Annotated in this window: 19 protein-coding genes; 9 read left to right on the plus strand and 10 right to left on the minus strand. The window is 57.0% G+C overall.

Features of this window, described 5'->3' with window-relative positions:
* Window positions 1-21: 21 nt before the first annotated feature.
* Window positions 22-1,026, minus strand: a complete 1,005-nt coding sequence (locus BGIM_RS0105305) for an ABC transporter ATP-binding protein (RefSeq protein WP_020468758.1) — start codon at window positions 1,024-1,026, stop codon at window positions 22-24.
* 188 nt (window positions 1,027-1,214) lie between these two features.
* On the opposite strand from BGIM_RS0105305, the gene BGIM_RS0105310 reads away from it, so the two are divergent.
* Window positions 1,215-2,075, plus strand: coding sequence for a dienelactone hydrolase family protein (locus BGIM_RS0105310; RefSeq protein WP_029629757.1), 861 nt, complete (start codon window positions 1,215-1,217; stop codon window positions 2,073-2,075).
* 124 nt (window positions 2,076-2,199) lie between these two features.
* Window positions 2,200-2,673 carry a GNAT family N-acetyltransferase gene (locus tag BGIM_RS0105315; protein WP_063607873.1) on the plus strand — a complete coding sequence of 158 codons (474 nt, stop codon included), beginning with the start codon at window positions 2,200-2,202 and terminating at the stop codon, window positions 2,671-2,673.
* 86 nt (window positions 2,674-2,759) lie between these two features.
* Here BGIM_RS0105315 and BGIM_RS0105320 read toward each other — a convergent pair whose 3' ends face one another.
* Together BGIM_RS0105320 and BGIM_RS0105325 are read right to left on the minus strand one after the other, a co-directional pair.
* On the minus strand, window positions 2,760-3,164 hold the full coding sequence (locus BGIM_RS0105320) for a hypothetical protein (protein ID WP_020468761.1): 405 nt from the start codon (window positions 3,162-3,164) through the stop codon (window positions 2,760-2,762).
* Window positions 3,165-3,185: 21 nt separating this feature from the next.
* Complete coding sequence (locus BGIM_RS0105325; RefSeq protein ID WP_020468762.1) at window positions 3,186-4,121, minus strand: DUF1559 domain-containing protein; 936 nt, start codon at window positions 4,119-4,121, stop codon at window positions 3,186-3,188.
* A gap of 148 nt (window positions 4,122-4,269) precedes the next feature.
* Between BGIM_RS0105325 and BGIM_RS0105330 the strand changes: the two genes are divergently transcribed.
* Window positions 4,270-5,532 carry an amidohydrolase family protein gene (locus BGIM_RS0105330; RefSeq protein WP_020468763.1) on the plus strand — a complete coding sequence of 421 codons (1,263 nt, stop codon included), beginning with the start codon at window positions 4,270-4,272 and terminating at the stop codon, window positions 5,530-5,532.
* A gap of 76 nt (window positions 5,533-5,608) precedes the next feature.
* Here BGIM_RS0105330 and BGIM_RS56975 read toward each other — a convergent pair whose 3' ends face one another.
* A complete protein-coding gene (locus BGIM_RS56975; RefSeq protein ID WP_020468764.1) occupies window positions 5,609-8,950 on the minus strand; it encodes a serine/threonine-protein kinase in 3,342 nt (1,113 codons plus the stop codon).
* 12 nt (window positions 8,951-8,962) lie between these two features.
* Window positions 8,963-9,586: a sigma-70 family RNA polymerase sigma factor gene (locus BGIM_RS0105340; protein ID WP_020468765.1), complete on the minus strand. Its 624-nt coding sequence runs from the start codon at window positions 9,584-9,586 to the stop codon at window positions 8,963-8,965.
* Between the two features lie 264 nt (window positions 9,587-9,850).
* On the opposite strand from BGIM_RS0105340, the gene BGIM_RS0105345 reads away from it, so the two are divergent.
* From BGIM_RS0105345 to BGIM_RS0105355, 3 genes are all read left to right on the plus strand, one after another.
* A complete protein-coding gene (locus BGIM_RS0105345; protein WP_020468766.1) occupies window positions 9,851-10,282 on the plus strand; it encodes an OsmC family protein in 432 nt (143 codons plus the stop codon).
* A gap of 36 nt (window positions 10,283-10,318) precedes the next feature.
* Window positions 10,319-11,062 (plus strand): 3-oxoacyl-ACP reductase family protein, encoded by a 744-nt coding sequence (locus tag BGIM_RS0105350; protein ID WP_020468767.1) that lies wholly within the window; start codon window positions 10,319-10,321, stop codon window positions 11,060-11,062.
* 112 nt (window positions 11,063-11,174) lie between these two features.
* Window positions 11,175-11,783, plus strand: coding sequence for a DUF4058 family protein (locus BGIM_RS0105355; protein ID WP_020468768.1), 609 nt, complete (start codon window positions 11,175-11,177; stop codon window positions 11,781-11,783).
* Window positions 11,784-11,816: 33 nt separating this feature from the next.
* Here the strand turns inward: BGIM_RS0105355 and BGIM_RS0105360 are convergent, their stop codons facing one another.
* The 4 genes from BGIM_RS0105360 to BGIM_RS0105380 form a co-directional block, all read right to left on the minus strand.
* Window positions 11,817-13,118 (minus strand): MFS transporter, encoded by a 1,302-nt coding sequence (locus tag BGIM_RS0105360; protein ID WP_020468769.1) that lies wholly within the window; start codon window positions 13,116-13,118, stop codon window positions 11,817-11,819.
* Window positions 13,115-14,602, minus strand: coding sequence for a M81 family metallopeptidase (locus tag BGIM_RS0105365; RefSeq protein ID WP_020468770.1), 1,488 nt, complete (start codon window positions 14,600-14,602; stop codon window positions 13,115-13,117). The genes BGIM_RS0105360 and BGIM_RS0105365 overlap by 4 nt, the downstream gene beginning before the upstream one ends.
* Window positions 14,603-14,613: 11 nt before the next feature.
* Window positions 14,614-15,930 (minus strand): aspartate aminotransferase family protein, encoded by a 1,317-nt coding sequence (locus BGIM_RS48785; RefSeq protein ID WP_020468771.1) that lies wholly within the window; start codon window positions 15,928-15,930, stop codon window positions 14,614-14,616.
* A gap of 236 nt (window positions 15,931-16,166) precedes the next feature.
* Window positions 16,167-17,171 carry a D-2-hydroxyacid dehydrogenase gene (locus BGIM_RS0105380; protein ID WP_020468773.1) on the minus strand — a complete coding sequence of 335 codons (1,005 nt, stop codon included), beginning with the start codon at window positions 17,169-17,171 and terminating at the stop codon, window positions 16,167-16,169.
* 1,384 nt (window positions 17,172-18,555) lie between these two features.
* Here BGIM_RS0105380 and BGIM_RS0105390 point away from each other — a divergent pair.
* Window positions 18,556-19,653, plus strand: coding sequence for an efflux RND transporter periplasmic adaptor subunit (locus BGIM_RS0105390; RefSeq protein ID WP_020468774.1), 1,098 nt, complete (start codon window positions 18,556-18,558; stop codon window positions 19,651-19,653).
* Between the two features lie 68 nt (window positions 19,654-19,721).
* On the plus strand, window positions 19,722-23,228 hold the full coding sequence (locus BGIM_RS48790) for an efflux RND transporter permease subunit (RefSeq protein ID WP_020468775.1): 3,507 nt from the start codon (window positions 19,722-19,724) through the stop codon (window positions 23,226-23,228).
* A gap of 536 nt (window positions 23,229-23,764) precedes the next feature.
* On the opposite strand, the gene BGIM_RS66955 is transcribed toward BGIM_RS48790, so the two are convergent.
* Window positions 23,765-24,376 carry a hypothetical protein gene (locus tag BGIM_RS66955; protein WP_238537591.1) on the minus strand — a complete coding sequence of 204 codons (612 nt, stop codon included), beginning with the start codon at window positions 24,374-24,376 and terminating at the stop codon, window positions 23,765-23,767.
* Here BGIM_RS66955 and BGIM_RS48800 point away from each other — a divergent pair.
* Window positions 24,270-25,718 (plus strand): efflux transporter outer membrane subunit, encoded by a 1,449-nt coding sequence (locus tag BGIM_RS48800; RefSeq protein WP_390566151.1) that lies wholly within the window; start codon window positions 24,270-24,272, stop codon window positions 25,716-25,718. The genes BGIM_RS66955 and BGIM_RS48800 overlap by 107 nt on opposite strands.
* Window positions 25,719-25,738: the final 20 nt, after the last annotated feature.

Raw genomic sequence — 25,738 nt, forward strand, 5'->3', positions numbered from 1 at the left:
CTTTTGCTTACACTTGAGGTTTCACGCCGCCTCGGCGGGTTGATAAAGCCTCGTGAACCCGCGTGATTCTTCTTTTTCCACAAGGTCCAGATACGCTTGTTCTGTTTGCTGGCCCACGCTTCGCACGCTGACCAAGGTGACCTTGTTCTCGTTCAGAATGTTGAAAATCTTGGCGAGGATACCCGTGTTGATGTTTTCTTCGTTCAGCAAGATTTCCAGCCGACGTTGCCGGAGCATCGCCTGCTTGATGTCGGTGTTCCCCTTGAGGGCTTGCACGGCTTTGCTGATGGCTTTTTGGTCGCCTTCCAAATCGAGTTCGTAATGGTTCTTGCGGATGCGGCCTTTGAGGTCTTGCAGCGAGCCTTGGAAAATCAACTGCCCTTGGCTCAGCACGGCGGCGTGATTGCACACCTCGTCCACGTCGCTGAGATTGTGGCTCGAAATGATGAGCGATTTTTCGTGGGCGAGTGTCTTGATGAGTTCCAGCATCGAGCGACGGGCTTCGATATCCAACCCGTGCGTCGGTTCATCCCAGATCAGCAATTCCGGTTCGTTGATGAGGCTGGCGGCCACCGCGAGACGGCCGGTCATCCCCGGTGAAAACTGGCCGATATCCGCCCCGGCGTGGGACAGCAAATCGACCGCCCGGATCAAGGCCGCAAATCGTGGCTTGCGAATATTGATCGGCAGGCCGAACAGCCGGCCCATGTAATCCAGATACGTGATGGGCGTCATGCCCTTGGGAAACTGCGGGTTCGTGGGGATGTAGCCAATCCGGCGACGATGCGCGGCCGAATTCGGCGTCATCGGTTTGCCGAAAACTTTCACCCACCCGGCCGTCGGACGATGCAGCCCGAGGATGAGCCGAAGAAACGTCGTCTTCCCGGCCCCGTTTGGCCCAAGCAGACCCAACACACAGCCCGGCTCAATCGTGAGGGAGACATCATTCAGGGCAATGTGGCGGTTCTGGTAAATCTTCGTGAGATGACCGGTCTCGACGACGTGTTCGCTGTCGGACCCGTTCACGTTTCGCCCCTCTTTACGGAACCTCCCCGAAGATCGGAGAGAAGATCACGGCCATATAAACCGGGCAAGGAAAGATGTCCAGAGCAATTTCAACAGAACTTCAACCGCCAGTCGGCCTGGCTCCACTTGTCTCCAACGCCCGTTCGCTGAGAATTCCCCTGTCGCCCCCGATTGCCAAGGAACGCACCATGAGCGAAGAGAAGCCCAGCCAGAAGATGTCGATCAGTCGCCGCGAATTCGCCGTGACAACGCTCGCCGCCGGCTTTGCCCTTTCGACCCAGCCGGTCGCCGCCGAAACGATCACCACCGACGCCACCGGCCTGACGGCTGGCGAGGTGAAAATCCCCGTCAAAGACGGCACCATCCCGGCCTACCGGGCCGTTCCGGACAAAGGCGGGCCGTTCCCGACCGTGCTGGTCGTGCAAGAAATTTTCGGCGTCCACGAGCATATCAAGGATGTGTGCCGTCGGCTGGCCAAGCTCGGCTATCTGGCCATCGCCCCCGAGATGTACGCCCGTCAGGGCGATGTCTCGAAACTGGAGTTGCAGGAAATCATCAGCAAAGTCGTCTCAAAAGTGCCGGACGCCCAGGTGATGAGCGATCTCGACGCGACGGTGGAATGGGCCAAAAAGACCGGTAACGGCGATACGGCGAAGTTGGGCATCACCGGTTTCTGCTGGGGCGGGCGAGTCGTGTGGCTGTATGCGGCCCACAACCCCAACCTCAAGGCCGGGGTCGCGTGGTATGGCCGTCTTTCCGGGGCCGGGAAGGCGACCGAGTTGCAGCCGAAGTACCCCATTGATTTGGCGGGTGAGGTCAAGGCCCCGGTGTTGGGGCTGTATGGAGAGAAGGACACCGGCATCCCGGTCAAGGATGTCGAAGCGATGCGGGCGGCCCTGAAAAAGGCAGACAAGCCGGGCGAAATCGTCGTTTATCCGGAAGCCCCGCATGCGTTCTTCGCCGACTACCGGCCGAGCTTCCGGAAGGAAGCGGCCGAGGATGGTTGGAAGAAACTGAAAGAGTGGTTCAAAAAGAACGGCGTCGCCTGACCCGCAAGCGACTATCTAATGGCGCTGCGGGCAGGCTCTTCTGCCCGCAGCGCATGATTCTCCGGGTAGTGATGCTCAAGGCGGAGAAGTCAACGTTGCAAGAGCGACACACATGGGGATCAAAATGAGCATGGATTCGCCATTTCAAATCATTCAAGTCATGGCTGAACAGGTTGAATTGATCGTTCCGCTGTTCGACGCCTATCGGCAGTTCTATGGTCAGCCATCTGACATCGACGGTGCCCGCCCGTTCTTGACCGAGCGGTTGCAGCGTGGCGAGTCGGTGATCTTGGCTTTGATTGAGAACGCGCGGGCACTGGGCTTCACACAGCTTTATCCCTCTTTCTCGTCGGTGTCCATGAGGCCAATTTGGATTCTCAACGATCTGTACGTCGAGGAGAAGGCAAGACAACGAGGTGTTGGTGCTCGCCTCCTGCATGCCTCCCGAGAACACGCCATGAAAACGGGCGCCATCCGGCTTGAATTGTCCACAGCGGTTACGAATACCACCGCTCAGTCACTCTACGAACGCGACGGTTGGCGGCAGGACACGGAGTTTTTTCATTACGAATGCGAACTGCCACGCACCAGATTGTGATGCGAACGTCCGGCCACATGGCATGACGCGGCGGGAGAATCACAGGCCGGAAAAACTAAAAAACCACCGAGTTGATATGCTTGGAATCACTTGCCCGCCAATTCAAAATCTTTGTTGTTCTTGCCGCTGATCACATTGAATTTGAGTTCCGAACGGCTGTTGAACCGGGGAGGAACGGCTTCTTCAAGTTCCTCGGCACTGTTGGGCTTCGCCGGGCCTTTCCGGTTCTTGGGCCGGGGAGAGGTGATTTCCACTCTCGTCTCGCCCACGGCAACCTCTGCGGAATAGATCCCATTGGTGATCTGGGCGCCCGCCGTTGGCGAGTGTCCGTCAAGCGGCACGAAGCGAATCGAACCCGTCGTGAGTTCTTGCCCGTCAAGTGTGACCCGGCCGGAGACGATGCCGGTTTTCGGATCGCCGGACCCGCAACCAAGCGCCAGTAATAGGGCTAAGAAAACGCTCGACCGGGAGGCGTCAAACAGAGAGATCATGTTGATTCTTGGAAATCAGGTTTAGAAATTGGAGGAAGGCTCGCCTCCCGACATCGTGCCCAGCGCGCTCCAAATGCCGGATGAGATCGACTTGGGAGCAAATCGCACGCTTCCGTCGGCCAGCAGAACATTCACGCCCCCGGTGTGCCGGCTGCGGGCGGCCATTTGCCGGTTGCCTCCGTTGACACACGGCATGGCCGGGTCGGTGTAGGTCTGGCAGGTGTTGACATCGCTGACGCTGGAATTCGGTGTGTTGAGAGTCATGAAACCCGGTCCGGCGTGATCGTCATTGGTCATGTCGCCGCGATTGTCCACATCGTCGTCGCCTTTGCCGACGAGAATTTCGGACATCAATGCAGTGTTCGACAAGCCATCCGTGATGGCGGCAAACGGCGTCTGCCGGGGATTGGCGGTGTTGTCCTGGCTGTCATATCCGAAGATGCCGAACGAGGACGATGGCACCGGGATGGTCGTGGCCGACCGGGTCACATTCCCCCAACTAATGGCGTAATTCACCCGGACCCGATAGTAGCCGGGACTGCTGTTGGTGGCCAGCGCGCCCGGCCGGTCACTGGGGCAATAATACAGCGGCACTTTCTGGCACAATGCGCCCGTGTAAACGTTAAAATCAATGTTGGGCGACTCGTAAAAATTCTTCGTGAAATCGTATTTGTTGGCTAATCCCGTCTGTTCGATGTAAGGGAACATGAAGGGAATCCATGTCTGACGCAAGGGCGAAGAGACGGCGCCGAGGGGCAATTTTCCGTTGGAATCGTGGTAATTATGAAACCCCAAACCCCATTGCTTGAGGTTATTGGTGCATTTCATGCGGTTGGCCGCCTCGCGAATCTTTTGGACGGCGGGGAGCAACAGACCAATCAGAATGGCAATGATGGCGATCACCACCAGCAGTTCAATCAAGGTGAATGCCGACCGACGCGATGAAGGGCGAAACATAAGGCCACACCTTTTGCCGGAAAAGTGGAATGTCGTTGCGGGGATTCGTGAGGTTAAGCGATCTTCGGCGAGGAGTCAATTCAAAAGCATTATCGGAATACCAGCGACGCTAACGCGGCAGGGCATTTCGTCAGACGGAGTCGAACAAATGCACGGCGACAACTTGCGAATCCCTTTGCTCCGGGACCGTCATACGCATCCGCTCCTCTACGCCGCCCTCCATGAGGGCATCAATTTGAATGACGAAAGCGCCGACCCGGCGTGGACCAACGACGAACTTCGGAATCACACAATCCTTCGGATTCGTGAGCATGCCCGGCGCGGGCTTACCGGTTGGGCGGTGGCGCAAGGATGGAATAGCGGGCGTTATTCGCTTGCGAAGGAAGAGTTCGATGACCTGCCGCCGCTCGTTATTTTCAACCTGTCGCTGCATGATTTTGTCGTGAATGATGCCGGCCGGATGCTGCTCCGGCAAAACGATTCTGAGGTGGCGGCCAATCTGGACGACCCGAACTGGGTTGAACGGAACTTGCGAAGGATCCTCAACGTCTTCGCCAACGAAGGGGCCTCGCCTGAACGGCTTCGGCGATTCTTCAGCTGGCTTTTGGTGACACACGGCGTTTTCCATGCGGAGGAAATGCTGCTTGTCGACGAAAGGGAAATCCGGTTGTTCGAGGAGGCCGGTCTTGTCGGGCGCACCCGGTTCTGGGCCGCGCCGGAGCAGTACGAAAAGCTCTCGCCCGACATTCAACAAAAGATCCACGGGATCAAGATGTTCACGGACGGCGCCTTGGGCGCTTGGACGGCCGCACTCAACCGGCCTTATCGGGAGTCGCCTCATCTGGGTTCATACCCACAAGGCATGCTGATGTATGAGTCTGACGAACTCATTGGCATCCTTCGGCGATACCTTGGCACAGGCAAGCCAATCGCCCTGCACGCCATCGGCGACCACGCGATCGATCAAGTCGTCGCGGCGGTGGAAGCCGCCGGCCGGCCGGACTTGGGCGAGATCAGGATCGAACACGCCCAACTTATTTCCGAATCATCAGCGCGGCGGGCGAAAGCCTTGGGGATTCTGCTGTGCATGCAGCCGAACTTCTCGGACGACTCCGTCCACTACGACAAGCGGTTGCCGGAGAAGTATCCGGGGATGAATAATCCGTTTCGGATGTTGATCGACCGGGTTGGCTATGTTCCCGGCAAGGATCTGCTGTTTGGTTCCGACGGAATGCCGCATGGCTTCCGAGAGGGACTTCGTCAGTCCCTCTTCCCTCGTTACGAGAGCCAATCGCTGACGGTGGACGAGTTCGTGGCCGGGTACTGCATGCCGGACGACGGGAATGGTCGTATTGAAGTGCGGATCGATCCGAATGACAGATCAGTTTCAGGGCGAGTGGTGATTGGATGAATGACGGCCATTCCTCCGGACGATCCGCGGACGTCGATTGGCGGCGTCAATCGCGTCACTATCCGGGCCAATTCTTTTACTTTTCGCTTTGGGCGATCACCAATAACACGGTGACCTCGTCCCAGAGGGCGAGGCTATCCATTCGCTCTTCATCGCTTATCTTGGCTAGTTCGGAAGGTTGGCGCAAGGCCGACAGGTCCGGGTCGGTTTGCAATTGGGTCAGCTTTCGTCGCACGAGTTCGCGGCTCTCTTCCGAAGCGCCATTCAAGACCTTGGCCCATGTCGCGAGTTCCGCTCTCAGCCATTGCCTTGCCTGATCTCGCCAGTGTGACTTCGCCAGTTCACTGAGATTGGCCGCACCTTCTCCACGACCACCGCCTGTCAGAGCGGCCGCGCGGGCGGCGAACAAACGAAGACGGCCAACATGGTCGTCAGCCAGACGCGGGTTGTCGGCGAAAGCGGCCATGTATAATTGGGACAGTTCGCGTGAGCGGTTTTTGAACTGGCAAATGCCCGCAAGAGTCAGTCGCTCCTCGTTGTCTTGAGGTTGATGTTTCCCTTCGAGGAAGGCCGTCAGATTCGGGAGGATCATCCCCTCGGCTTCTCGACGGAGAATGTGGAAAATCCAACTGTCCTGTTCGGTGGCTTGACTTGGCCGCCAATCATACGCCGAAACAGCGGCCGCGAGCGTTTTTCGCGCCTCGACTGTTTGTCCGCTTTGATGCAAAGCCATTGCAAGAACAAGGCGAGGGGCGGGACCGAACACGCGGGCGGCATCGCCCCGCATTGTGGAAATAGCCCGGTCATAACGCCCCTGGCGATATTCTCCCAGCCCTTGGACGAACAAGAAGAACGGATAAGCTCCCCCGTATGCCGACCGGTCTGCGGTCATGGCGAATGCGGCAAGAGCGGCGGCTTGCCGCATTTCGGTCTCCGTTCCTGACAGGAGCAAACACGTCCTCGCCGTTCGTTCCGCTTTGGTTGGAAGGCCCGTGTCACCAAACTTGGCAAGCAGAGCCTGCCGGGCGATGCGGTAGGCATCCTCCCGGCCCAGAAAAAGAAGATACTCGGCGTAACCGTACCAGCTATCATGATCCGCCGGATTGGCGGCAATCGCCGCAGGCCACACGGCCAGCGCCTCCTCTGTTTTCCCATGTCGGATCAGTGCGGATCGAAGTATCTTTTGAGCCTCGGCATGCCTTGGCTCCGTGGCGACCGCCAGCCGGTATTCGGCAATCGCCTCCGCAGGCCGACCGGTGGCTTCAAGACTGAGGCCAAGAACAATATGTGGAGGGGCCGCGTTGGGATTGAGTCGAATGGTCTCGGGCGCGCGAGCAATGGCCTCCGCATGCCGGCCGGCTGTCATTAATGACATGATGAGATTGTTCCAGACTCCGGGGGCGCCCGGATCGAGTCGCACCGCTTCCTGAAAGTAATCCACGGCCTCTTCGTTCCGCCCGGCCCGCCGCAACACAATCCCGAGGTTGTTATGGATGAGGGCCGCCTCCGGCCGGACCGCGAGAGCCGCTTGATAAAAGCGAGTTGCCTCCTTTAAGTTGTCTTTCCGCACATATAGCTCGCCCAGGCGGATGTTTACCCAATAATCTTTGGGGTGGGCAAGTTGAATCTTTTTCAGAAACGGTATGGAATCTTCGCCAGACTCGTGCAAATAAAGGGCGAGGTTCATCATTAAAGTAACGGACTGTTCGTCAGCCGGAGCGGCCAACGCTTCTTTGACAACTTTGGCGAGGGTGGCTTTTGATTTCACGGTCTTCGGATTGCGGGCCAAGTCCCTCCAGCCATCGGAGTACGCATCGGCTTGTTTCGCCACACTGAGCAGCCACAAGCGACGCCGCTGATCTTGGGCACAAAAGGCCCAATTGTCGATCGCTTCCACCAACGCCTTCTGTATGCTCGAAGCCCTGAGTTTCGCCGCGAATTCCTCAGCCGAATCGTTGACCTGGCCCAAGCCAGCCTCGCGGAAAACGGCCGCATATTCTTCATCAACTCGTGGAAACGAACTGGCGCCTCCGACCGTGTCCAACCCGTTTAAGCGGATTTTGTCCAGCCGGGAGGCGAGCGCCAGATTTTTCACCCCCTCGTCCATGCGGTTTCGCAAGGCGGCCGGTGTGCGGTCTCCCAGCCGGCCTTTCGCCCGTTCCAGTGCGGCATAGGCTTCGGGCCATGAAGACTTCCCAAGAAACGCGTTCATTTCCTGTAAGTCTGCGTCAGCGGCTCTCGCCGTGGCCGCCCGTTCCGAGGTCAGCCACAGACCGCCCCCCAAGGCCGCCAGTATCAACAGCATGCCAGCCGCCAGCGCCACAATCACCGCCGGTCGATGGCGAATTTGACGAAACATCCGCGCCAGCCGACCCTCCGGCCTCGCTGTGATCGCCTCTCCCTTCAAGAAACGATCAAGATCTTCCGACAACAAGGCGGCCGAGGAATAGCGATGTCCCGCTTCTTTGTGCAAACATTGAAGACATATCGTTTCCAAGTCGCGGGGAACTTTGTTGTTGAGCCGTGATGGCAATGCCGGATCTTGGGTAATCACCTGTCGAAATGTCTCGGCCGGGGTCTCCGCCCGGAATGGCGGGCGCCCGGTCAGCAATTCGTAGAGAATCGCCCCGAGGGCGTAAATATCCACGGCGGGTCCGACGGCGGCCGTTTGCCCTCGCGCCTGTTCCGGCGACATATAACTCGGCGTCCCGATGGCCGCGCCGGTTTGGGTCAGCCCCGCCTCACCGTCAAGTCTTCGGGCCAGCCCAAAGTCGGTGATTTTGGGAGCGCCATCGGCGGTGAGAAGGATATTCCCCGGCTTTAGGTCACGGTGGACGACTCCGCCCTGATGGGCAACTTCGACCGCCTTTGACAGCGTGGAGACCATTGTGGCGGCTTGTCGCGGTGACAAGGGTTTTCCCGCGAGCTTTTGAGCCAGGCATCCCCCTTCGACATACTCCATGGTGAAGTACGCCCGTCCGTCTGTGTCGCCGATGTCATAAAGCTGCACGATATTCGGATGCCGCAGACAGGCCACCGCTTCCGCTTCCCGTTGGAAGCGGCTCCGTTCAGCTTGGCCGGCGTATGCTCCGGCGAGAGTCATTTTCAGCGCGACGGGGCGATTGAGTCGAAGGTGCCTGGCCCGGAAGACGACCCCCATCCCGCCACGCCCAAGCAACCCTTCCACCTCGTAGCCGGGGATTTGCGGGAGGGCGGTGTTCTCGGTGGAATAATCCCCCTCCGGGTCGGACGATGGCGGGAACATCGCGTCAAGATCGGCCTCCACCCGGCGCATTCGCCGCCAGCGATCCCGGACAACCGGCAGCAACTCCGGGCAATCGACGCACACTTCGTCCGGTGTGGCTTGCGAGTCGAGCAGTTCATCAAGCAACTGCCGCACTCGTGGGTCTTCAATCATGTGACGGGTTCCTCAAGTTTCGCCCGACTCAGGGTTCTCCTGAGCCGGGCGAAGATCGTCCAGCATGTCCGCCAACAGTTGCAACGCCCGACGCAGCCGCCGCTTCACCGTCATGGACGAGACTCCGAGCACTTGGGCCGCCTCGGGCTGTGTCATTCCCTGAATCCGCACCAAGTCGAATGCCTCTCTCTCATGCTCCGGCAATCGTTCAATCGCCTCCAGCATGCGACGGCCATCCGGAGTGATCCCGGAATCGCTGCCATCAAATGCCGGCATTTGCCCGTCTTGCAATTCAACGGCGCGGGGCTGTTCATCCAAGCGTCGGGCCAGATCATTCAATTCCCACCGCATGTGCTGGGCGGCCAGGGCGAAGAACTGGCGCACGTTCGCGGGTCGGGCTTCTCGCAAGGCTTTGAGCAGGCGTTCCACCACGGAACTTAGCATCTCGTCGGCTTGCAGATTCAGCGGCGGGCGTGTCAGCCGGGGATAACTTCGATGCAAGAGAACGGCGCAAAGTTGATGCAGACGACGAACGGATCTTTCCAAAAGCGCCCGCACAACCGGTTCGGCGGGCGAATCACCGGCCAGTTCCACCAAATATCGTTGCACGGCGTCGGTGGTTTGTTCCGTGTTCATGGCGACTCCCGTCCGCAAGGCGGCAATGGGTGATGATTATACGAAGGCCGCCTGTTACCCCGTCACGCTTGGTTAAACGACCGGGGAAGAGGCGAACAGGCCGCTTGGGGGAGGGGCGCCGGAGATGAACAACTTCCCATTTCCCGGTCCTTGAAGAGCCGCTGCACGGACTTGAAAAAGCCGCCGAGTTTGTTGTGCGTTTGCCTGCCGGGCTTTAATATCGCCCATGTCAGAAATGTGGAAACCATCACAGGAGAAACAGCAATGAAGATCAATCGAACAGGATCGGTGTCATGGAAGGGTGGAATCAAGGATGGCAAGGGAGCCATCACCACCGAGAGCGGCGCGCTGACGGCTTACCCCTACGGATTCGCCAGTCGTTTTGAGGGGCAGAAAGGCAGCAACCCGGAGGAACTGATCGCCGCCGCCCATGCCGGCTGTTTCACAATGGCGCTTGCCCTGATTCTCGGGGAAGCCAAACTCACAGCTGAGCAGATGGACACCTCGGCGGTTGTCACCTTGGAACAGGTCACGGATGGCTACGCCATCACTGCTGTCCATTTGACGCTCAAAGCCAAGATTCCCGGCGTGGATCAGGAGACTTTTGAAAAGCTTGCCGCCGCCGCCAAAGCCGGATGCCCGGTATCCAAACTCCTCAATACCAAGATCACACTCGACGCCACGCTGACGGCCTGACCACACACAAATGCCTTGCGGCACCGGAGAAATCAAATGTCCAAAGAACTTGCGGGCAAAGTCGCCCTCGTCACCGGCGGTTCTCGCGGGATTGGCGCCGCGATTGTCAGACGTCTGGCGCAAGACGGCGCGCATGTCGCTTTCACATATGTCAGCCAGCCTGAGAAGGCCGCTGAAATGGCCAAGGCGGTTCAGACTCTTGGAGTCCGCGCGCTTGCCATCCGCGCCGACAGTGTCGATCCGACGGCCGTCGTCGCGGCCGTCGAAAAAACGGCCTCCGAACTTGGCGGCCTCGATATTCTCGTCAACAACGCCGGAGTGGTGGCCGTCGCGCCAATCGAAGAATTTAAACTTGAAGACTTTGACCGGACAATGGCCATCAACGTGAGGGCGGTGTTCGTGGCCACACAGGCGGCGGTCCGTCACATGAAGGAAGGTGGTCGCGTCATCACCATCGGCAGTTGCAACGCCGACCGTATGCCTTTCGCCGGAGGCGCGGTGTATGCCATGAGCAAATCCGCGTTGGTGGGTTTGGTCAAGGGATTGGCCCGCGACCTCGGCCCGCGCGGCATCACCATCAACAACATCCAACCCGGCCCGGTGGACACCGACATGAACCCGGCCAATGGTCCTTCGGCTGAGGCACTGAAGGGATTCATGGCCCTGAAACACTACGGTCACGCGGAGGATGTCGCCGGGATGGTCGCTTATCTCGCCAACTCCGGCGCCGGTTTCGTGACCGGAGCCAGCCTGACCATTGATGGCGGTTTCAATGCCTGACCTCGCAGGCAAGAACCGCCCATCATTTGGGGCCAGTCATCGCTTGGGGTTTTGCCAAAACGATCCTCTGGTTTCGATTCGCCAAGCGGGTTAGAATTTCACCGGAGGTTTCATGCCGCTTCGCGATCATTTTCGGCCGCCTGTTAGCACCTTGGCTTCGTGGGAAGAATTGCATGGAGCGTGGCCCGGCCTGATCGCTTTTCGTCTGAATTCGATTCTCCCTCCCGAATACCGAAGCGGAATCAAAATTCATTTGGGAAATCTCGACACGGAAGAACTGACGCCGCCTGAATACGAAGTTCGAGTCTACGATCAACGCAAAACACGGCGATTGGTTGCCGCCGTCGAGATTGTCAGCCCTCGCAACAAAGACAGGGCCGAGAGCCGGGATGCGTTTGTCTCCAAATGTCACGCATTGTTGCAAGAAGAAGTTTGCGTGGTGATCGTCGATCCAGTCACGGAACGGTCGGCGAACTTATACGCAGAACTGGCTGATCGATTGGGGGCCAATGCCCCGACAATTGCCGGAAATTCAATTTATGCCGTGTCCTGCCGCTCGTTGAGTTTTCGAGACCGGCATCGGGTGGAAGCATGGCAACACACCCTCGAAATCGGCTCGCCACTGCCAACTTTGCCGCTTTGGCTGACAGATAATCTCTATGTGCCATTGGAATTAGAAGCCACCTACGAAGACACTTGCCGGGGGCTTCGCATCGCGTGAGCCATTGATCGCGCAAGCTCGATATCAGCACATTCACCCAGCTTCCAGCGGCTTTTCCGCATTAATCAGCAGTGCCATCCCGAGTGCTAGCCCAAAAGACGAAGCGGCCGTCACAAACACGGCCGACCAGCCAAACTCACGTTGAACCAGACCCAACAGTAAAGGGCAACATGCCGCCCCAAAGTTGCCCCACATGTTCCCCCATCCAAGCACAGGGCCGGCCCGATGGCCGCCGATGTCTTGCGCAATGGCCCACATCGCCGGGACCGCCAGGTCGGTCCCGATGGTCACGACGCACAGAGCCGCAATAACCGCCCATGCAGAATCGGCCGTGGCGCAGAACAGATACGCGGCGGCACATGCGAACATCCCCAGGACGATTGGCAGAATCCGACCGCGTTGATGGCCCAATTTGCGAATCCACCAGTCAGTCAGAAACCCGCCGACGAACATTCCCGCGCAACCGACAAATCCAGGCAACGATGACAACAGCCCTTTTTCGCCGCCTGTCTTGAGGTGGACGGTTTGCAGATAATCCGGCAATTGTGTGATGACGAACGCCCAGCCGAGATTGATGAAGAATTGCATCAAACTGAAAGCCCAAAGCGTGCGACTGCCCAAGAAGAGCATCAGCGGCGGCCGTCTCGGCGCCAAGTTTGTCTGGATGCCGACCGGTTCGGGCAACGCCGCCTCGGCCGCATTGGTCCACGGATGCTGGTTTGGGTGATCGCGCACTACCCAATAAAAGACGACAGCCCAGAGCATTCCGGCTGCTCCGAACATCACCAAGACCACGCGCCAGCCCGGAACCACATCCCCATTCCAGATTGCAACACCGGCGAACAAGGCGACGAGCAACGGGGTAATCAACTGTCCCAAGGCGGCGCCAAACCGGCCGCCGAACGAAACCATGCTGTTGGCAAATCCCCGACTGGCGATCGGGAACCAAGATTTGACAAGCGACGCGGCATTCGGATATGCGCCGGCCTCCGTCACCCCCACGGCAAGCCTCGCGCCCAGGAGGGCCGCCAATCCGCCTGCCATGCCCGAAACCAACGTGAAGAACGACCAGAGAAAAAGGCACATGGCCATCATTTGGCGATGGCCAAAACGGAGGCCGAGAACTCCGGCCGGGACTTGTGAAAAGGCATACGACCAAAAGAATGCGCTTTTCACCCAGTCCATTTCCTCCGGGGAAATGTTGAGATCACGCTGAATGTCTTTTGACACTTGAGCGATGCACACGCGGTCCACGTACATGAATATCGCCATCATGGCGGTGACGGCGAGTACAAGGTAACGGACCGACGAGGGTTTTTCAGTCGTGGCGTTCAATAGGTGGTATCCTCATCCCACGGCCATAACGGGCGGGGGATCTGGCGATATTCATATTTCCAGAAATCCGGCGGCGAGCAACCGGGTGCGTTGACCACTTTGATTTCCCTGGCGTGCGCGGAATAGGACGCCCGGAAGCCGCAGGGGCTTTTGGCGATTAACACGCCGGCGTTGAACGCATCCAACCCCGCCGTTTGAAACAGAAGCGGGGAGAAATGCGGCCCGGATCGCGAAGTCACGACGATTCGGACATCGCCATGACTCAACACGACCGAGGAACCCATATCGATGGCCATGTTGCGGGCCAGATGCCCCGACATCACGAAGCGGGCATCAAACAATCGCTCGATGCGTGTCTCCAGCGACAAAGGTTTTGAGAACCGATGATCGCGAACACCCCCCAGCGGGCCGGGATGAATCGCGCCCTCACCTAATCGCCGACATTCGTTGACAACCTCCGGGGAAACAAGCGTGACGAGCACCGGTCTTTTCCAACGATATTCGATTAATTCTCTCAGCAACCAAGTGCTGTCGCCGGGAGAGCCCGAAGTTGTCGCATCGGCGCAATCACTGAGAACGACCAATCCTTCGGCATGCAGGTCGTGAGCAAGCCGAACGGCCTCGGCCGCATTCATTAACTCGATGAGATACTCATGGCGGCTTCCCCAAAGATTGGCCGCCAATTGGTCGGCCAATCGTGAGGATAGTGCCGGGTCGTTGTCCGTCACGATGATGACGGCGCTCCCAAGGTCGGGGATGTCGAGCCAAGGCTGGACCGTGGCCAACCCGGCGGCCAGCACACCCGGCTGGATTTCCAAGAGTTCCAATTTTTTGCGAAGCCGATGGCTGACACTGGCCGGGTCTTGGGTATTGGCGCGTTCGACCGGCGCGACCATCGGCAGTTTGCGGAAGGCCATCGCCGGTCGAACGCCCTCAATCAGGATTCGGCGCAAAATCCGGGCGGCGCGTTGGCCCGATTCAAACACATCAATGTGCGGGGCTGTGTGGTACAGGACCAGTGCATCCGCATTTTTGACCATTCGCTCTGTGATATTGGCATGGAGATCGAGCGTGGCCACCAGCGGAATTTTTGGCCCGATTCGCTGCCTGACGGCCTCCAAAACGGCCCCTTCCACATCAGGCTCGCCCGCCGACACCAAAGCTCCGTGCAAGGCGAGCAGAATGGCATCGCAGGGACCGGCCGCCTCAATGGCCGCGAGCAATTCATCACGCAACCAAATGAACGTTTCAGCCGTGGCCGTGCCGCTCGGCCAGGATGGCAACCGCACCAAGCCGACAATCTCCGGAGTCTCCGGCCATCTTCGCAACGATTGAATGAAGCCGCCCAGTTCGTTGGTGTCAGCCATGCGTTCAATTAGTTCCGAACCGCGAATGACGCCGAATTCCTCGAAATCGCGACGTGTGGTCGGCGTCGGGTTGAACGTGTTGGTTTCCTGCCAAAGCTGGCCGACGGCAACGCGCATTCCAGGTTCCTTCAAGAGGGGCGGGAGAAGTCTGTCAACGCATCGTCAAGTCGCTGAAGAACCGCATCGACATCTGCTGTGGTTGTGGCTGCACAGAAGCCGTGATGGCAGGCCGCGCCGCCGTAATCATGGAAATAGACTCCTCTGCCGATGGCTGCGCGAATGAAGCGGAGCATCTTTTCCCGTTGATGTCCGACAAGATCGCGGTAGTTGCGGATCGGGCCTTCCACGCCGAAATAAATCCCGAACCGCGCGCCCAATCCCTGAACCCTCGCCGGGATTTGACGACGGGCGAATAGCGAGTTCAAACCACCGTATAATCGCTCGGCAAGCGCATGGATGTGCTGGTAAAATCCGGGTTGCGTGTAAGCCCGCACGGCGGCCAATCCGGCGGCCACGGCCACGACATGCCCGTTGTAAGTTCCGCTATGCTGGCAATCGCCTGTCGGCATGAGGCGGTCCATGATGTCTTTTCGCCCGCCGAACACGCTCAAGGGCTGGCCGCCGCCGACCGATTTGCCCAGCGTGCAAAGATCCGGCGTGATGTTCAGATATTCCTGCGCGCCGCCCGGTCCCATGCGAAAGGCACTCAGGACTTCGTCGAAGATCAGCAACACGCCGGTTTCGGTTGTCAGTCGCCGGACAAGTTTCATGAATTCAGCGGAGGGGATGATGCAACCGGCGTTGTAATAGATCGGCTCGCAGATGACGGCGGCCAGTTCATGGGCATGTCGCCGGAAGGTTTCCTCGAAAATCTCCGGGCGGTTGTACGGAACCATGACGAGGTTCTGCTCAAGACCCGCTGTCATGCCGGTCGAGCCGGGAAACGGATTAGGGGAGTTCTCCGGCCCCAGTTGATTGACGGGCGTGCCGATCGAGAACATCACCTGATCGTGATATCCGTGAAAATTTCCCTCAAACTTGATGATCTTCTGCTTGCTCGTGAAGGCTCTGGCCAGACGCAGGCAGTGCATTGTTGCCTCGCTGCCGGAACAGGTGAGCCGCACCCGGTCGAGGCAAGGGACTGTTTCACAAAGCAGTTTGGCAAACTCGGCATGTAGCTCATTTTCATAAGAGCAGGGCGCGCCGCGATCGAGAGCCGAATCGATGGCCTTGCGAATTCGCGGGTCGCCGTGGCCAAGCAGGGTTGCCCCGTGGCTGCAACACAGGTCGATATATTCCTTGCCGTCGAGATCCCACAACCGGTTCCCTCGGGCGCGATCAAAGAGCAGGGCGTGTCCCAAGGCTTTGTTAACGCGGGTCGATGAAGACACTCCGCCCGCCAGATACTTGCTTGCTTCGTGAAATTGATCAATCACGCGACTCATCAAGGTTCCTTCATGACATCGGAAAGGGCTGGAGTGAATCCGTCAACCGGATTCGGCTGGGAGAGAGGAACGAGATTATCACCGAAGACGCCGTCATTCCACATCGAAACTCAAAAACGGGCAATTCCTTTCAAATCATTCTTTCCATCTGAAATCCTTGAGCTGATTGTGGTCGGCAAGCCGTCTTGAATTGGCCCGGAGGAAGGCCCACGCCACATGTGAAAGATGCGTTCCATTCAGTACCACTTTTCTTTGTCCACCACATTGCACAACGGCTTTCCTCGCACGAAACGACCGATATTATTGAGGAGCGTTTCCAAATGGCGGCCGGCGATGCGCGGCGAGTAGCCGGCCACGTGCGGAGTCAAGATAACCCGCCCCGGCATGTTCCACAGGGCGTGGCCGGCTGGCAATGGCTCGGTTTCAAAGACATCCAGCGCCGCGCCAGCGATCTCTCCCGCCTCCAATGCCGCGACAAGGTCGTCCAGCACGACGACGGCCCCGCGGCCAACATTGATGAGGTAACCGTCGCGTTTCATCTGCCGGAATTGTGGCCGACGAAACATTGCCGCCGACTGCGGCGTGTGTGGCGCGGCGATCACGACATAGTCACTTTGTCCCAGCAATTGCGGCAGATTTTCCAATGGCCAGAGCGCCGAGACCTCCGGGGGGCAATCCATTGGCTTCGGGTCAACAGCAATGACGCGCACCCCGAACGCGGCGGCACGCCGCGCGACCTCACGGCCGATCGCGCCCAAGCCGACGATGCCCAGTGTTGTGTCGGCAAGGTGGCGGTGGGCGCGGTCGATGTCGCCGACGGTCCCCGGTCCCGAGGCGAAACCAACCCTCGCGGTCTCCCCGCCGACGGGGGCCCATTGGCCGGCCGCTGCTTGAAGGATGTAGACGTGCAGATTTCGGGCGAAGCAGATGACATACCCCATCACTTGGTCGGCGATGACGTCGGAGAACAAGCCGCGCATGTTGGTCAGCACGCATGGGTGGGAAACGAGTTCGGGAAAGAGGTAGTGTTCGAGGCTGGCTGTCGGTGCCTGCACCCAGCGCAGCCTCGGCGCGGCCGCGATCAGCCCTGGAGTGATTTTGCCGAAAAAAGCGTCGGCTTCGGGAATATGGAGGAGGGCGTGTGTCTCATCAATGGCGTTCACCACCGCCATTTGTCCGGCGGCGGCCATGATTTGGCCGAGGCGTTCAGGCTCGACAGACGGGTGGATGACGAGTTTCATCAGAGTCTCCGTGGTGACACATCATTTGTGAGAAGGGAGGGTAGGTAGTCGGGCATGTTCAAACGGCACTTCTTTGTGATGTACAAAAATCTGTCACGCATCGCGATGCGCAAATACTTTGCCACCTGAATCTGCCAGAGTGTTTTGACTCAACCGATGAAACTGGGCTTTGGGATTAGAGATTTCTGGCATCCGCTTGTTCGGTCGAAGGCAGACAGCCAAAGTGATCGTGGAGAATGGTGTTGGAATGACCAGACTGATCTCAAACCAACCATACAACGATTGAGAATCTCATCTCAAACTAAGATATTCTGTCTGTAAATTGAATATTGAGATTGGTTGCTGTTCACAAAACAGCTCATTTTTACATCTAAATATGCTCAAAACTTAGGCATCTTTCTTGAAAGACATACTGTCTTTTGAAAACAGTCGAATTTGTCATCTTCGCGACATTGCAGGTATTAGAGTATGTAAAATATTTTAATGTAATATCTTACGTCGAATGTTGCCATTGGTTTTTCCTCCAAAAAGCGGCGAGTGAGGCGAATCACCCGATCTGCTCATGATCGGCGCGCGACATGAATGATTCGATCCTTTAAGTTTTTAAAAAATTTGGTGCGTTTTTTGCTTCCTCACAGTCAATTGCACAATCTTTTCGATGACTATTGGAAGGATAGTCATCTGATCTTTTGATGTGTGTGACTGTCGTTGGGAGCAGACGTGTGCTTAACCGCAGGGTGTCGAAGAGGAAACGCGTCATTCAATTTGAACGACTGATCGTTTCATAACAACAAATTAATTTACACTTACATCCGATTCACGGTTAAAACTCTCCTGAGCAAATCGCAGCAAAGGATTACGATGGTGCTGAGTTTCGCGAACGGGCGGCTATTTCTAACTAACGGGCTTTCGTGGCAAGGCTCATCAAACGGGTCGCCGCTGTGGTGCCTGCTTGTCGCGGACGGCGACCCGGTGCTTGACTGAACTCGACTGATGCCGGTTTGGGATTGGTCAAGTTGCGGGGGCAATTGCGGTGAGAATCAGTTCTTGTGGGAGTTCGCGACGGTGCCGCCGGAATCGGCCTTGTTCGGGAACAATTTCGGCCCACCATCCAGTGGCGATCAATCACGGGGATCAGAGAGCATCTGGCAACTGGTGCGGAGTCTGCGGACGTGCCAAGGAAGTGGATGATGGCCGTTGTGTGGCTAACCGCGTCACAGTCGGTCGGGTAAGGCGTGGAAGCAAGACAGCGAGCAGCGGTTGGGCTTCGGTGAATGGAACCATCGTGGCGCCCAAATCGGAGTGAAACCCAATCCTGCCACCACAAATGGCCCGGAAAATCGTCTACAGTCAAACTAAGAAACAATCAGGGGAAAAATAAATTATGAAACTCTCGCTAGTTCCAGCCATCATCTTGGTGCTGATTTCACTTTCCATGTCTGCTTGCAACCTGCATAAGGAGGGAGAGGCTCATCAAGAGCACCATAAGTTTGTGCTCACCAGTCCGGTTGCCAAGGATGTTGTCATCACCCAGCAATATGTCGCCCAGATCCACTCGCAGCGTCACATCAATGTCCGCGCTTTGGTGGGCGGGTATCTTGAAGAGATCCAAGTCAAGGAAGGTCAGATGGTGAAAAAAGGGGATTTGATGTTCAAGATCCTCCCAACTCTTTACCTGGCCAAACTGGACGCCGAGTCGGCGGAGGCGGATCTCGCGCAACTGGAATACAACAACACCAAAAAGTTGGCCGATGAGAAAGTGGTCTCTCCGAATGAAGTGGCGCTGTTCCAAGCCAAACTGTCAAAGGCTCTGGCCAAGAAGAAACTGGCGGCAGCCGAATTGAATTTTACTGACGTCAGAGCTCCTTTTGACGGCATCATCGACTGTTTGCTTCAGCGAGAAGGCAGCCTGATCAAGGAAGGGGAAGACCTCACGACCTTGTCTGACAACAGCTTGATGTGGGTTTATTTCAATGTCCCCGAGGCCCGCTACCTCGAATACATGGCCAGCCTGGGTCAGGATCAAGATCCGCGAATCGAACTCGTGCTGGCAAACGGCAGCACCTTCCCGCATGCCGGCAAGATCAATGCGATTGAGGCCAAATTCGACAACAAGACCGGCAACATCCCCTTCCGCGCGGATTTTTCAAACCCGGACCGCCTGTTGCGTCACGGTCAAACCGGCACCGTGTTGATCCACCGGACGTTGCATAACGCCATTGTTATTCCCCAGCGGGCGGTTTTCGAGATTCTCGACAAGCGGTACGTTAAACTTGTTGGCAAAGACGGCAAGGTGCATCAACGAGAGATCGTCATCCAGAACGAACTGGACGATATCTTCGTCATCAAGAGCGGACTTGATGTGAATGACAAGTTCATTCTCGAAGGGGTCCAACAAGCTTTTGAAGGTCATGATGTGGAAGATGCCGAGTTTCGCAAGCCCGAAGAGGTGATGGCAAACCAAAAGAATCATGCCGAATGACCGCGGCATGGCGGCGGTTGCTTCCCCACTCTCCCCGATACGGAACCTGACGAGATAATCTCAGAACTATGTTCACAAAAATCCTCTATCGACCGGCCTTGGCGATTGTCATCTCGATTATCCTCTTGTTTCTGGGGGGGCTGGGCATCAAATCCCTTCCAGTCTCTCAGTTTCCTTCCATCTCGCCGCCGACCGTGATGGTGTTCATCACTTATCCCGGCGCCAGCGCCGAAGTTTTGGTTGACTCAACGCTGGTTCTCTTGGAACGATCCATCAACGGCGTGCAGGGCATGCGTTACATGGCCTCCAGCGCCACGAGCGCCGGCGAAGCCACGATTCTGATCTATTTCGAGCCAGGCACAGACCCGAACATTGCGGTCGTGAACGTGCAGAACCGGATTGCCATTGTGAAGAACTTGCTCCCTCCTCTCGTGCAGCGGGAAGGGATCATCGTCAATCAGGTCATGCCGAGCATGTTGATGTATGTGAACGTCTACAGCACGGACAAAGACGTCGATCAGAAGTTCCTTTTCAACTTCGCCAGCGTCAACATTCTGCAAGACATCAGACGGGTTAATGGCATCGGGAGCGCCACGATTCTCGGCAGCCGCACATATGCGATGCGCATCTGGCTGGATCCCGAACGAATGCGCCAACGCAATATCTCCACAGAAGACGTCATGAAGGCTCTGGCGGAACAGAGCGTTATTGGTTCGCCAGGGCGGCTTGGTCAGGCCACGGGGATGACGTCACAATCCATCGAGTACGTTCTGACCTACAAGGGACGTTTCAACGAGGAAATGCAATATGCCAACATCATTCTGAGGGCCGATCCCGACGGTAAAATCCTGCGGCTGAAAGATGTCTGCCGCGAAGATAAAAAAACCGACGAGTTGGCTGAGGAAAATGTTGTCAAGCTGGAAGACGAAAAAAAGGCTGTCAAACCAGACGAGAAAAAGAAAGAAAAAAAGAAAGATCCAAAGAAAGGCGTTGAACTGGGTTCTGAGTTCTTTGACATTTACTCGGACATCGACGGCAATCCCTCGGCAGCCATCATTCTCAAGCAAAACCCCGGCACCAACGCCGCCGAGGTTATTGAGAAAGTCAAAGAGGAGCTTGAGCGGATCAAGAAGGAGTCATTCCCTCCCAAAATGGACTTCGAGATCAGCTACGACGTCGCCCGCTTCTTGGACGCCTCCATCGAGAAAGTGCTTCACACTCTGTTGGAAGCATTCATTTTGGTGTCTTTGGTGGTCTACATGTTCCTCGGGGATTTTCGTTCCACATTGATCCCGACTCTGGCCGTTCCTGTGTCGCTGATCGGGGCCTTCTTTTTCATGCTGTTGCTCGGTCTCTCGATCAACCTGATCACACTCTTTGCAATGGTGCTGGCGATCGGGGTGGTGGTGGACGATGCGATCGTGGTGGTGGAGGCGGTGCATGCCAAGATGGCTGAGAAGCACCTATCACCTTACCGGGCGACGATGGAGGTGCTTCACGAAATCAGCGGCGCCATCATCGCCATTACGCTGGTGATGACTGCCGTCTTCGTGCCCGTGACATTTATTCCCGGACCGGTCGGCACCTTCTACCGCCAGTTCGGCCTCACGATGGCCACGTCCATCGTTCTCTCGGGGTTGGTGGCTCTGACGCTCACACCGGTTCTCTGTGCGATGATTCTCAAGCCTCATGCAAGCCATGGGAGCCATGTGAAACGCACAAGAAAACAACTTTTCTTGAACATCTTGCTGTATGTGCTTTTTGGACTTCCGGTGTTCGTGGGGCTAAATTATCTGCTGTTCCATCTGTGGGGGCCGTTGGGCTTGTTGCTCAATATTCTCCCGTTGGTCAGGCGTCCCTTTGACCGGTTCATTGAAAAATTGACGGCTGGTTACGCCGGGGTTCTGCGATGGATTGTCACGATCCGGCCGCTCTCCATGGCCGTCGTCGTCGGCTTTGCGGTTGGCATTTACTTGGTGAATACGAAACTTCCGTCCGGTTTTATCCCCGGCGAGGATCAGGGCATTCTCTATGGGATTATCCAGACGCCTCCCGGCTCGACGCTTGAGTATACCAACTCCAAGTCTCACGAATTACAGGCGATCGCGAAGGAGATCGAAGGCGTCACCTCCGTCTCTTCGCTGGCCGGTTACGAAGTGCTGACCGAGGGCCGGGGGTCAAACGCGGGAACCTGTATCATCAATTTGAAAAACTGGTCCGACCGCAAGAAAACATCTCGCGAGATGATTGAAGAGCTTGAGGAAAAATGCAGCAAGATCTCCAATGTTAAACTTGAGTTCTTTGAGCCGCCCGCCGTGCCGGGTTTCGGCGCCGCCGGCGGTTTCTCCATGCGTCTCCTCGACAAAAACAGAACGAACACGACCGATTACAAGCGGCTCGGAGAAGTGACCGACAAGTTCATGGAAGGTTTGCGCAATCGCAAAGAGTTGGCGAACCTGTTCACCTTTTATAACAGCAACTATCCGCAGTATGAGTTGATTATCGACAACGACAAAGCCATGCAGAAGGGGGTGTCGATCGGAAGGGCACTGGACAACCTGAACATCCTCGTTGGCAGTACCTACGAGCAAGGCTTCATCCGCTTCGGCCAGTTCTACAAGGTCTATGTCCAGGCCGCGCCGGAGTTCCGGCGCTACCCCAAGGATTTGGAGGACATGTTCGTCAAAAACGACACCGGGGAAATGGTTCCCTATTCCGCTTTCTTGCAGATCAAGAAGAAGCAGGGCTTGAACGAGATCACCCGCTATAACACGTATCCCTCCGCCTCCATTCAAGGCGCCCCGGCTGCCGGCTACAGTAGTGGTCAGGCCATCAAGGCGATCCAAGAGGTTGCCGATCAGACGCTGCCTCCGGGTTATAGCATCGGCTGGGAAGGCCTCTCGTTTGACCAGGCGAAAGAGGGGAACACGGCTGTTTATATCTTCTTGATCGTCGTGGCCTTCGTCTATCTCGTGCTGGTGGGGCAATACGAAAGCTTTATCATCCCCTTGGGGGTGATCCTGTCGTTGCCTGTCGGGATCTTCGGTTCCTACTTCTTTCTGCAGATCTTGGGTTTGGCCAACGACGTCTACGCCCAGATTGGCTTGGTGATGCTAGTCGGTTTGCTTGGCAAGAACGCGATCTTGATCTTTGAATTTGCCGTGCAACGCCGCCGGGATGGTTTGTCCCTCAAGGATGCGGCCATTGAAGGGGGGAAATTGCGATTCCGGCCGATTCAGATGACCTCCTTCGCATTTATCGCCGGTCTTCTTCCGCTGGTCGTCGCCACGGGGGCCGGTGCGATCGGAAACCGCACCATCGGCACCACGGCCGCCGGCGGGATGCTCGTGGGCACCGTGATCGGCGTCTTGGTGATTCCCGGCCTTTACTACTTGTTTGGCAAGATGGCCGACGGACGCAAGCTGCTCAAGGACGAGTCGGATGAACCTCTCAGTGAGATTTTTGAACACAATCCATTGGCGCCATCCGACAGCGACCACGCGCACAAGGCGATCAATATCGTGCCTCCGCCGAAACCAGAACATCCATCTGGCGGTGGTGGAGCGGGGCACTGACATCTCGGCAGGTTTTAATTGAGCGACCAACTCAAACAACTCATCTCAGTCCGGGATGGAGAAGTTGGTGGTGGCTCGAAGTGTGTGATTTTACAGGATGAGGGGGATGCGGAGACATCCCCCGTATGCTCTTGTTCCGCTGCATTGGGCCATTCACGTGGCCTGTAATGAGTGGAACCGATCCGGCGTTTCCTCGTCGCAGGCACGGTCGTCAGTTCGTCGCGAACCCGTAATCCAATCAGACTCCGAAGCAAAGAGTTGGGATTCGCCGTCACATTTCTATGGGCCAGCGTCAGGCGCGCCGCTTGTGTCGCCTGACTCAAACCCTCCATTAATAAATAACAAACAATTCCGGAGTCTGACCGACTTTCGCACTGTTGCCATCACCTTCGCCATCTTATGCCAACAGCCCAATCAACTTTAGCGAAACACATGTCCATCCCTGATCTTCTCAACGGATTATCCATCCAATCGGAATCGTAATGCCTGTCCGTTAATGTTTACCACAGGGTGCAGCCGATATTTACTTCGGGAAGTCATCCGGCGTCGCCGAATTGAGCGATGCGCCGGTTGGTCACCGAACGACCGGGGCGACCATCAAACGCGCGACGTGGTGGTGGCAGGCCGTCGGGGTTGCTGTCCGGCAAGGCTGCCGACAGCAGATCTTCATAGAACTGGCCGACTGGCAATCGATGATGCGGCCGGGTATTCCGACCACTCTCGAAAGCCCGCATGACCTGATCGCCCCGCTCTCCAGGCGGACCGGGTGGATTGTTCGGCAGGATGCCGCCAAGCGCAAACTCCTCAAGGATGAGACGGATGAACCGCTCAGTGAGATTTTTGAACTCAAAGCGCGTGTGGCACATGATTGCGAAAGCGATCGGTTGCGGCATGCTGCTGGTTCTGCCGTCCTGTGCAATACCCGATCTGCGTTCACCGGAGCCGGGGCCGGATCTGCCGGGAGGCTTCAAGGGGCCGATCGGCCCGGATAACCCTCCCTTGGATGAAGCGGCCGCCGCGCAAAACTCATCCCAGACCGGGATCCGAGATTTTTTTAATGATCCGCTGCTGACGAATCTGATCGACCAGGCGTTGATCGGGAACCAAGAGTTGAAGTTATTGGAACAAGACGTCCAGATCGCCGCCAACGAGATTCTGTTCCGACAAGGGGCGTACCTTCCCTTGGTCACCATCGGGGGTGGCATTGGGATGGATAAGTCCAGCAAATATACCCGACAAGGCGCCATCGACGACCAACTCAGTATTACCCCCGGTCGGCGCATTCCCAATCCGCTGTCTAATTTCCAAGTCGGTGCCAACTTCTCCTGGCAGGTTGACATCTGGAGGAAACTGCGGAATGCCAGGGACGCACAAGAGTTGCGATTCTTCGCCACCGGCGAAGGACGGAACTACGTCGTGACCCGTTTGGTCGCGGAGTTGGCCGAGAATTATTACGAGTTGATGGCGCTCGACAGACGGCTTGAGACGCTGGATAATACTATCGACCTTCAGGAGCAAGGCCTCAAGATCGCCGAAGCCAGGAAGGTCGCGGGCCGTGGCACCGAACTGGCTGTCCAGCGTTTCCAAGCCGATGTTCGCAAGAATCAGGCTGAAAAACTGCTTATCAGGCAGGATATCATCGAGGTCGAGAACCGCATCAACTTCCTCGTCGGTCGTTTCCCGCAGCCTGTCGAACGCAAGACAACGGGCTTTTACGATCTGAACAGTCAAACCATCAGCACGGGGATACCCGCCCAGTTGTTGAAGAACCGGCCCGACATTCGCCAGGCCGAGCGTGAGCTGGAGGCGGCCGGGCTTGATATTCTCGTCGCCGAGGCCGAGTTCTATCCCTCGCTGGACATCACCGGCGGACTTGGCTTCCAAGCGTTTAATCCAAAGTATCTGTTCAATCCGGAAGCTTTTGCCGCCAATGCGGCCGGCGACTTGGTCGCGCCATTGATTAACAAGAAAGCGATCCAAGCCGTCTATATGACCGCGAATGCCAAACAATTGCAGGCCGTTTACAACTACCAACGTGTGGTCCTCAATGCCTTCACCGAGGTTGTCAACCGCGTGAACAAGGTGGAGAACTACCGCAAGAGCCTTGTGATCAAGAAGCAACAGTTGGAATCCCTTGTGGACGCCGTCGAATCCGCCAGAAAACTTTTCTTTAATGCCCGCATCGAATATGTGGATGTGCTTTTGGCCAATCGCGACCTGATGGACGCGAGAATGGAATTGATCGAGACCAAAAAGCAGGAACTGACAGCCATTGCAAGCGCCTATCAGGCTCTCGGTGGCGGCGATTTGTTGTCGAACCCCTCTGGCAGTGTGCCGCAACCGGCGCCCGGTAATGTTCCGCAAGTTCTGCCAGGTAATATGCCGCAGCCGGTGGTGCCCGGCAATATGCCGCAGCCGGTGGTGCCCGGGAAACTGCCGCAGCCCATGCCTGGCAATGTGCCGCAACCGGTGCCTGGGAAGCTGCCGTAATCTCCACCTTGAGAGTGGGG

It is taken from the genome of Zavarzinella formosa DSM 19928 (assembly GCF_000255705.1).
In the GTDB taxonomy this organism is placed as follows: Bacteria; Planctomycetota; Planctomycetia; order Gemmatales; family Gemmataceae; genus Zavarzinella; species Zavarzinella formosa.

Excerpts from the sequence above, each read along its gene's own strand:
- BGIM_RS0105310 (WP_029629757.1), top strand. The coding sequence starts at position 1,215 with ATGAGCGAAGAGAAGCCCAGCCAGAAGATGTCGATCAGTCGCCGCGAA.
- BGIM_RS0105315 (WP_063607873.1), top strand. The coding sequence starts at position 2,200 with ATGAGCATGGATTCGCCATTTCAAATCATTCAAGTCATGGCTGAACAG.
- BGIM_RS0105365 (WP_020468770.1), bottom strand. The coding sequence starts at position 14,602 with ATGCGCGTTGCCGTCGGCCAGCTTTGGCAGGAAACCAACACGTTCAAC.
- BGIM_RS0105340 (WP_020468765.1), bottom strand. The coding sequence starts at position 9,586 with ATGAACACGGAACAAACCACCGACGCCGTGCAACGATATTTGGTGGAA.
- BGIM_RS0105390 (WP_020468774.1), top strand. The coding sequence starts at position 18,556 with ATGAAACTCTCGCTAGTTCCAGCCATCATCTTGGTGCTGATTTCACTT.
- BGIM_RS0105355 (WP_020468768.1), top strand. The coding sequence starts at position 11,175 with ATGCCGCTTCGCGATCATTTTCGGCCGCCTGTTAGCACCTTGGCTTCG.
- BGIM_RS0105325 (WP_020468762.1), bottom strand. The coding sequence starts at position 4,121 with ATGTTTCGCCCTTCATCGCGTCGGTCGGCATTCACCTTGATTGAACTG.
- BGIM_RS48790 (WP_020468775.1), top strand. The coding sequence starts at position 19,722 with ATGTTCACAAAAATCCTCTATCGACCGGCCTTGGCGATTGTCATCTCG.
- BGIM_RS0105330 (WP_020468763.1), top strand. The coding sequence starts at position 4,270 with ATGCACGGCGACAACTTGCGAATCCCTTTGCTCCGGGACCGTCATACG.
- BGIM_RS48785 (WP_020468771.1), bottom strand. The coding sequence starts at position 15,930 with ATGAGTCGCGTGATTGATCAATTTCACGAAGCAAGCAAGTATCTGGCG.
- BGIM_RS56975 (WP_020468764.1), bottom strand. The coding sequence starts at position 8,950 with ATGATTGAAGACCCACGAGTGCGGCAGTTGCTTGATGAACTGCTCGAC.
- BGIM_RS0105350 (WP_020468767.1), top strand. The coding sequence starts at position 10,319 with ATGTCCAAAGAACTTGCGGGCAAAGTCGCCCTCGTCACCGGCGGTTCT.
- BGIM_RS0105320 (WP_020468761.1), bottom strand. The coding sequence starts at position 3,164 with ATGATCTCTCTGTTTGACGCCTCCCGGTCGAGCGTTTTCTTAGCCCTA.
- BGIM_RS0105345 (WP_020468766.1), top strand. The coding sequence starts at position 9,851 with ATGAAGATCAATCGAACAGGATCGGTGTCATGGAAGGGTGGAATCAAG.
- BGIM_RS0105380 (WP_020468773.1), bottom strand. The coding sequence starts at position 17,171 with ATGAAACTCGTCATCCACCCGTCTGTCGAGCCTGAACGCCTCGGCCAA.